The organism is Rhodococcus sp. C26F, assembly GCF_053345925.1.
Genome location: NZ_JBKFBA010000016.1, coordinates 84,111 through 92,437 on the forward strand (window position 1 = coordinate 84,111; position 8,327 = coordinate 92,437).

The window sequence follows — 8,327 nt, forward strand, 5'->3', positions numbered from 1 at the left end:
GCCTCAACCTCGCGTTGCGTACCTACTTGCGGCCAGGTGCCTTCGCGCCGAGCTTGAAGCCGAGCGCGCCCGGCTTCGCCTTCGGTGCCTCGACCTCCGGCTTCGCCGGGGTCGCGGGCGCCTCGGGCTCCGCAGGAGCCTCGGCGACCGGCTCGGGTTCCGGCGTCCGCTCGGGCGTCGGCTCAGCCTTCGCCGGCGCAGCCGGAGCGGCAGGCGCAGCCTTCTTCGCGCCCGGTCCCTTCAGACCGCTCTTGAGCTGCAGTCCGCCCGGCTTCGCCTTCGGGATCGCTGACTCCTTCGGCTGCTCCGCAGGCGCTTCTGCAGCGGGAGCCTCCGCAGCGGGAGCCTCTGCAGCAGGTGCTTCCTCGGCAGGAGCAGCGGGAGCAGAGTTCGTTGCCGGAGCGGCTTTTTTCGCGCCGGGGCCCTTCAGGCCGCTCTTGAGCTGGAGGCCACCCGGCTTCGCCTTGGGCACCGCGGGTGCCTCGGCTGCGGGAGCTTCCGACGACGACTCGGCCGGAGCGGCAGGTGCAGCCGGCTTCGCAGCACCCGGGGCCTTCGCGCCCGGAGCCTTGAGGCCGCCCTTCATCTGCAGTCCGCCCGGCTTGGCCTTCGGCGCTGCCGGTGCCTCGGCCGCAGGAGCGGCAGAAGCCTCGGACGACGCGGCAGGTGCAGCCGGAGCCGCAGCCTTCTTCGCGCCCGGACCCTTCAGGCCGCCCTTCATCTGCAGGCCGCCCGGCTTCGCCTTCGGAGCTGCCGGAGCCTCGGCTGCCTCGGCACCGGGAGCCTTCGCGCCACCGGGAGCCTTAGGTCCGCCCGGAGCCTTGAGGCCGCCCTTCATCTGCAGGCCGCCGGCCTTCGGGGCACCGGTGGTCTTCGGAGCCGCGGGGGTTGCCGCCGCTGCCTCGATCTCCTCGACGCGCTCCTTCTCGACCTCTTCCGCAGTCTCCTCGACCTCGACCGGGGTCTTCGGCTGCTGAACGACCTTGAGGTTGTCGCTGAGCTTCGCAGCCTCGACGCGAGAGATCGACTCGAGCATGAGCTGCGCGACGTCGATGACCTCGACGCCCTCGCCCTTGCCCTCTTCCTGACGCGCCGTCACACCGTCGGTGAGCATGACGCGGCAGAACGGGCAGCCCGTCGCGATCTTGGCGGGATTCGTGGTGAGCGCTTCGTCGACACGGTCGATGTTGATGCGCTTACCGATCTTCTCCTCCATCCACATACGGGCACCACCGGCACCACAGCACATGGACCGCTCGCCGTGACGCGGCATCTCGACGAGCTTCGCGCCCGACGCCGCCATCAGCTCACGCGGAGCGTTGTAGACCTTGTTGTGCCGTCCGAGGAAGCACGGGTCGTGGTAGGTCACGTCCTGGCCGACGGCCTTGACCTGGACCAGCTTCTTCGCCCGCACGAGACGGTTGAGCAGCTGCGTGTGGTGGACGACCTCGTAGCTGCCACCCACCTGCGGGTACTCGTTGTTCAGCGCGTTGAAGCAGTGCGCGCAGGTCACGACGATCTTGCGCTTGCTCGGCTCGACGCCCTCGAACACACCGTTGAGGACCTCGATGTTCTGCTGCGCCAGCTGCTGGAACAGGAACTCGTTGCCCGCGCGGCGAGCGGAGTCGCCGGTGCAGGTCTCCTCGGCGCCGAGGACCATGAACTTCACGCCGGCGGTCGCGAGGAGCTCGGCGACGGCCTTCGTGGTCTTCTTGGCGCGGTCCTCGTAGGCACCGGCACAGCCGACCCAGAAGAGGTACTCGTAGCCGTCGAAGCTCTCGGCATCCTGACCGAAGACCGGGATGTCGAACTCCATCTCGTTGATCCAGTTGAGACGGTCCTTGGCGTTCTGGCCCCAGGGGTTGCCCTTGTTCTCGAGGTTCTTGAACAGACCCGCGAGCTCGGACGGGAAGTCCGATTCGATGAGCACCTGGTAGCGACGCATGTCGATGATGTGGTCGACGTGCTCGATGTCCACCGGGCACTGCTCGACGCACGCACCACAGTTGGTGCACGACCACAGGGTCTCGGTGTCGATGACGGGAGCGAGCTCGCCTGCTTCCAGCAGCCCCTCGGTCTCGCCGACGAGCTTGCGGCCCGACTCCTCGCGAGCCGCCGCCGGGATCTTCGCCAGCTTGGCCTCGTCGGGGTTGCCCTCGGCGTCGACCAGGCCGACCTCGTCGCCACCGAGATCGGTGCGACCACCGGCGAGCAGGTAGGGAGCCTTGGCGTAACCGTGGTCGCGCAGCGACGTGATGAGCAGCTTCGGCGACAGCGGCTTACCGGTGTTCCAGGCGGGGCACTGCGACTGGCAACGACCGCACTCGGTGCAGGTCGTGAAGTCCAGCCAGCCCTTCCACGTGAAGTCCTCGATGCGGCCGGCACCGAAGGTGTCCTTGTCCGGATCGGCGTCCTCCATGTCGACGGGCTTGCCGCCGGACATCATCTGACGTGCGGCACCGAGGGCGGGACCGCCGTCGTCCTCACGCTTGAAGTAGATGTTGAAGAAGGCCGAGAAGCGGTGCCATGCGACACCCCAGGTGATGTTGCGGCCGACGATGTAGAGCCACACCATGCCCGACATGAGCTTGATGAACGCGAAGACCGACACGAGTTCGGGGCTCTCCGGAAGGATCCGGGCGACCTGCATCGTGAAGAAGTCGGTGTAGGCGTTGTGGTGATGGTAGGTGGCGATCTTGCCGGCCTTCACCAGGATCATGCCCAGGCCCTCGAGCAGCACGACCGCTTCGACGAAGTAGGCGGCCTTGAAGTTCGAGCCGCTGAAGCGCGACATCCGACCGGGCTGACGCGGATGGTTGCGCTGGCGGATGTAGATCAGCGTCAGGATGCCGATGACCGTGCCGAGGCCGAGGATCTCGTCGATGAAGTGATAGACGACGGTGTCACCGATGAGGGGCCAGTGGAAATTCGGGTCGAACGTCTGGCCATAGGCCTCGAACCAGACGATCGCGCCGAGCATGAAGCCGACCATCACCAGCCAGTGCGCCCAGCCGACGGTCCGGAACTTGACCATCTTCGTGTGCGCGAGGAATTCGACGACCATCTGCTTGAAGCGCGGGAAGAACGGCCGCCAGCGGTCCGGGGCCGGCTGGCCGACCCGGATCGTGTTGACCATCTTCAGCGCGCCGCTGATGAACGCGAACCAACACACGAGGCTCAGCAGCACGCCGATCGTGCCCAACGTAATCGTCAGGGCATTCATACGTGGCCTTTCGTGTCGGGGGCGGCGTCGTGCCGCCTGGTATGAGTCACCGCATCGTAACGCAAGCTAAGTTACCCACTGGTAACTTGGTCTGAACTGGAGTTACCGGCCAGTAGTAAAATCTGCGTCGAATCGGAGACCGTGTGCCCGGACACGCTAGAGGTCAAACGTGATACTGCCGTCACGCAGGATGTCCTAACTTGCCCGAAACGAGGCGTGTGTCACATCGAGGTCACGACACGCTCTACCGGCCACGATGCGGTGTCCATTCGGACAAAGGGGTATAACACTCCGGATGTGATGTCGGTTATGATTCGCCCGGTACATGGGGTTCGCATGTGGGCTGTACGCGTCGGGGGACGTAGAACTCCAGGTCAATACAGCAGAATGGGGGCGTCTTAACAGGCGTGCGCCATGTCACAGAACGGAAAAAGATGAAGCTGAAGAAGCTTGCCGCTGTGGCGACGATGACGATCGCCGCCATGGGCATCACCGCCGGTACCTCGTATGCGGCGCCCGCTGCGCAGGACGAGATCAACTACGAGTCCAAGGTCGAGGGCGACTCGGTGGTCACCGTCATCGACGCAGGCGAGTTCCAGGTCTCCGGTGACGGCGAGAGCGTCGAACTTCAGGACAACGCCGGCAACACTGTTCTCAGCCTGCCTCTGGCCATCCAGCTCGGCGATCTGCAGCTCCCCTTCGAGCGTCAGATCAGCGAGGACGGCAAGACCCTCACGCTGACCCCGGTCACCGACCTGTCGAAGGCCACCCCCGTCGCCCCTGAGGACAAGGTCGGCGCGAGCCTCACGCCGGTCGCCCTGAAGCTGACCGATGTCGCTTCGCCGGACGAGAACCTGAAGGCTCAGCAGAACTTCGCGTCGCAGCTGGGTATCGCGACCGCGGTCGGCGGCCTGATCGGAACCATCATCGGCGCAGTCGTCGGCACCTTCGTGATGCCTGCCGTCGGCACCATCACGGGCGCCGGTATCGGTGGCGTCGTCGGAACCATCATCGCGGGTGGTCCGACGCTGATCGTTGCCGGTGTCGGCCTGGCGCAGACCCTGCTGGCGCCTCCGGGCACCACGGTCTACGCCAACTGATTCCAGTCGGCTAGGCATTCGAACTCGAACGGCNCCGTTCTCTGTCCGGGCGTCGGAACGCGCACAGAAAAGCCCTGTCCGGAAGTACGGACAGGGCTTTCAGCTCGAATCGGTGTCTTTAGATGGACCCGATGAGTCGGCTGCCGTGGCGGATGATGTCCCAGACATAGCCAAGGATGTCGAAGCCGAGTTCGAGGCTGGTCATCAAGATCTCGCTGCTCAAGTGAAGTCCTTTCGAGGGATGGCGCTAACGGCCGGGGTGCGAGGATCGTAACCCACGCTAAACGGACATTGGGCGCAACATCCCGGACGTGGTCAGCTTCCTGGGAATCGCAGCTCGGAGACGTTTTACGATCAGGATTCAGGGCCATTCCGGGGCTTCCGGGAGCAGCCCCCGAGCCCGCGTCGACCGGCACGGCCGTACGCCCCGACAAACGACGAAGGNGGGGAGCGGACCTTCGTGATGTTCTGGGGATTACCAGGTGCGGACCTTCAGGCCCGGGTTCTCCGCCAGGACCGTCTTGATCGGCGTGGCGAACAGCTCGGGGCTCTCACCGAGCAGGCCGCTGACGAACCCGGCGATCTCGCACATGCCGTACTGGCCGACGTTCGAAGCGCTGGAGATGCCGAGGGCGAGGGTGCCGGTGACGAGGGTGCCACCGCTGTCACCCTGCAGCGCACACAGGTTGGTGGAGAAGCCGTTCTCGAGCACGCGGTGGCCGATCTCGACGTTCTGGCCGGTGGCGGTCACGACACCGCAGCTGTAGCCGGTGCGCAGGCCCGACTTGCAGACCGGAGCGCCGACGACGGGATCCGCGACACCCGTGATGGGCAGCGGAGCGGCGAGCGGAACGCGCACGCCGTTGTTCTCGAAGCGACCCGCGGCAGCGGAGGTGGGGCGGATCAGCGCGTAGTCGCTGCCGTCGAGCACCGTCTTCTCGAACGAGCCGAGGTGCTGGCCGAGGTTGTCGCCGACGAGCTGGTGGACCTGGGAGGCCCACCGAGTGCCGGCCTGCGCGCGGTTGGGGTCGCAGTGACCGGCGGTGATGTTCACGGGTTGTCCGCTGCCGTCCTCGCCGTTGAAGCCGAGCGAGCAGCGCAGGCCCTCGCCGGCGCCGAGCGAGGCGTAGGCGTCGCCACCGAAGAGAGCGTCGGGGGCGTCGAGGCCACCGGCGATGGGCTGCAGGTCGGTCGCGCCCTCCGGCGTCAGCTCGGCGGGAGCGAACAGCACGCGCACCCCGTCGAGGAAGTCGGGGAGCTCGACACCGGATACGTTGTCGGTGCGCACGACGACGTCGTTGTTCACCACGTCGATGGCGATGCCGCGGATGACGTCGGCGACGGCTGGCGGCTGGGTCTCGAGCCAGTCGCCCAGTGCGCCGAGCTGGTCTTCGAGGGCGTCCTCGCTGCGCTCGGTCTCGGCGACGGTGAATCCGGCATCCTCGGCGGCCTTGCGGGCCTCCTCGAAGCCGTCACCCTCGGTGAGGCCGACGGTGGCGGTGCCCTGGTCGTCCAGCCACACACCGGCGAAGACGGCTTCGAACTGCTCCCGTGCCTTCTCGGCGAACGCGGCGAGATCCTGGCTGCGCTGCGCATCGGCGAGGAAGCGCTCGGCATCGATGTTCAGGTCGCGCTGCAACGCCTCGACGAGCTCGGCCGGCAGAGACGAAGTCTGCGCGGGTTCGGTCTCGGGTTCGGCCTGCGCGATGGCAACGGCAGGGCCGAGGAGCAGCAGTGCGGCCGAACCGATGACGGCCGTCCGACGTGCGAAGGTGCGTCGCATGGATACCTTTCTCGTTCCTTCGCGGCTTGCGCGCGCGAAGGCGCCGTCCCCCGCGGATCGGCGTCCGTCCGATCCTAAGGGGTGAACGAGGAAGTACATAGGTACTTCTCGGTTACGGATGAGACTCGTGTGACTGTTGTGACGAACTGCCCCGACGGTTCCGGACGTTATGCCGGGTTCGCCGCAGTACGGACTCGCGTGCTGGTGGCGTTCTCGATGTCCTGGATCGGGATGCCGAGGCTGGAGGTGCCACCGTTGGGCGCGAGCACCAGGTTCGCCTCGACGCAGTTCGGGGCACCGGCACTGTTCGATCCGCTGATCACGCCGAGGGCGAGGGTGCCGGTGACGATGGCGCCACCGCTGTCACCCGCGAGGGTGCAGGCGGAGGTTGCGAAGCCGCGGATGGTGCTCGAGAAGCCCGTGTCGTAGGTCAGCTGGGTCTCGATGCGATCGGCGACGACGAGGCCGCACGTGAACGACGAGGACTGCCCCGACTTGCAGACGGGCGCGCCGACGACCGGAACGGCCGTGCCGGTGACCGTGAGGGTGGAGCCGTTGCCGCCGCGAACCGACGGGCGGTCGAGGCCCGCCTCGACGCCGGCCTCGTCGAGCGAGACGATGCCGTAGTCGAGGGTGCTGTCGGTGCCCACCGTGGACTCGGTGAACTTGCCGATCCGGACGCTCTCGTCGATGTTCGCGCGGTTGGGCAGGTAGACCGTCGAACCACCGTCGGAACGGGCGACCGCGTCGCAGTGCCCGGCGGTGAGGTTGACGGCGTTGCCGTCGGCGTCGACACCGTTGAAGCCGAACGAGCAGATACCGATGCGCTCGATGGGCGTGGCGCGGACGTCGCCGTCGGCGGTGATGTAGGTGTCGCCACCCATCGGGGCCGGATCGTTCGGCGGCATGCCCGGCGACAGCTGGACCTGCACGTTCGCCACCAGCGACGGCAGGTTCAGTGCGCGCCCGATCGGCGAGTTCACGATGTCGAGGACGATCTGGTTGTTGAGCACATCGATCGACGCGGAGTTGATCTGCGACGACACCTCGCGCGGGAGCCCCGCCACCCAGCGGTTCAGTTCGGCGAGGGCCTGCTCGAGTCCGTCGGCCGAGACCGGCGCGACCGTGGCGTGGAAGCCGTCCTGCGCTGCGCGCTCGGCGGCCTCGCGGTTCGTGACTGCGATGACCGGCTTGCCGTCCTCGCCGAGCCAGGCACCGGCGAACTCGGAGGGGTGCTCGGAGCGGAAGTCGCGAGCGTAGTCGCCGAGCTCCTGTGCGCGGGCGGCACGGTCGAGGTACTCCTCGGGGGACAGACCCAGGTCGCGCTGGAGAGCCTCGACGAGTTCGGCGGGAAGTTCAGCGGAAGGCAACTGTTCGGCGGGCGCGGCGCTCGCCGTGGCACTCAGAGGCACTGCCAGCAGAACCGCGGAGGCCGCTGCGACTGCGACGCGGCGGGTGGTGGAACGGACTGCGGCGCGCGACGCCGACGAGAGACGCATGGAGGCCTTTCATGTGTGCTCGATGTGCTCTTGAACAGGTGCTTCGTGGATTCGGCGAACCGACCCGCGGGACAGCCTACGGGACGGCCCGGCGACCGCCGATAGTGCCGTAGGTCACCACCCGGATATCCGCGCTGTCTAGTTGCGGGTCTCGGTCTCCGTCGGCTCCGAAGTCTCCGGCGGTGTCGGTTCCTCGGAGGTCTCGGGATCGGTCGTGTCGGTTGCCGGCGGGGTCGTCGTGGTGGTGGTGCTGCCACCGCTGCCTCCGCTGCCGCGTCCGCCACCCGAGGAATCATCGGGCTGGTTCCGCCGCGACCAGCCGGTGCTCGAGGTGGTCGAGGACGTGCTCGATGGGGTCGAGCCGGGCGACGACGACGAAGAGGACTGTTCGCTCGTGCCGGTGGTGGGATCGACCCAGGTCTGCTGCACGACCGGCGGGGCCACCGGGACCGTCTGCTCGGCGGTGGCCGGCTCGGTCGACTCCTCGGTAGTGGTCTCCTCGGTGCTGCGGGGAGCCGGCGGCTTGCTCGACTTCGAGGTCGTCGTGGTCGCGGGAGCGGTCGGGGTCTCGGCGACCTGCGTGCCCGCAGTGGCCGCCGGTGAGTCCCGCAGCCCGAACACCAACGCGCCGACGCCCACCAGCAACGCGATCGCCGCGGCCGCCGCGATGGCCGTGACCTTCGACGAGCGACCCGAGGGTTTGTAGTCGATGGATTCGGCGG

5 protein-coding genes are annotated in these 8,327 nt (G+C 67.4%); 2 read left to right on the plus strand and 3 right to left on the minus strand.

Annotated elements, in window-relative coordinates; all coding sequences use genetic code 11:
- Positions 1-22: 22 nt before the first annotated feature.
- Positions 23-3,223: a (Fe-S)-binding protein gene (locus tag ACLBYD_RS17315; RefSeq protein WP_447817391.1), complete on the minus strand. Its 3,201-nt coding sequence runs from the start codon at positions 3,221-3,223 to the stop codon at positions 23-25.
- A 434-nt stretch (positions 3,224-3,657) separates the two neighbouring features.
- On the opposite strand from ACLBYD_RS17315, the gene ACLBYD_RS17320 reads away from it, so the two are divergent.
- Complete coding sequence (locus ACLBYD_RS17320) at positions 3,658-4,323, plus strand: ammonium transporter (protein ID WP_447817392.1); 666 nt, start codon at positions 3,658-3,660, stop codon at positions 4,321-4,323.
- A 475-nt stretch (positions 4,324-4,798) separates the two neighbouring features.
- Here the strand turns inward: ACLBYD_RS17320 and ACLBYD_RS17325 are convergent, their stop codons facing one another.
- Together ACLBYD_RS17325 and ACLBYD_RS17330 are read right to left on the minus strand one after the other, a co-directional pair.
- Positions 4,799-6,106, minus strand: a complete 1,308-nt coding sequence (locus tag ACLBYD_RS17325; RefSeq protein ID WP_447817393.1) for a S1 family peptidase — start codon at positions 6,104-6,106, stop codon at positions 4,799-4,801.
- A 167-nt stretch (positions 6,107-6,273) separates the two neighbouring features.
- Positions 6,274-7,605 (minus strand): S1 family peptidase, encoded by a 1,332-nt coding sequence (locus ACLBYD_RS17330; protein WP_447817394.1) that lies wholly within the window; start codon positions 7,603-7,605, stop codon positions 6,274-6,276.
- Between the two features lie 214 nt (positions 7,606-7,819).
- Here ACLBYD_RS17330 and ACLBYD_RS17335 point away from each other — a divergent pair, with 214 nt between their 5' ends.
- Positions 7,820-8,311, plus strand: coding sequence for a hypothetical protein (locus tag ACLBYD_RS17335; protein WP_447817395.1), 492 nt, complete (start codon positions 7,820-7,822; stop codon positions 8,309-8,311).
- The last annotated feature ends 16 nt before the right edge of the window (positions 8,312-8,327 follow it).

Excerpts from the sequence above, each read along its gene's own strand:
- ACLBYD_RS17315 (WP_447817391.1), bottom strand. The coding sequence starts at position 3,223 with ATGAATGCCCTGACGATTACGTTGGGCACGATCGGCGTGCTGCTGAGC.
- ACLBYD_RS17320 (WP_447817392.1), top strand. The coding sequence starts at position 3,658 with ATGAAGCTGAAGAAGCTTGCCGCTGTGGCGACGATGACGATCGCCGCC.
- ACLBYD_RS17325 (WP_447817393.1), bottom strand. The coding sequence starts at position 6,106 with ATGCGACGCACCTTCGCACGTCGGACGGCCGTCATCGGTTCGGCCGCA.
- ACLBYD_RS17330 (WP_447817394.1), bottom strand. The coding sequence starts at position 7,605 with ATGCGTCTCTCGTCGGCGTCGCGCGCCGCAGTCCGTTCCACCACCCGC.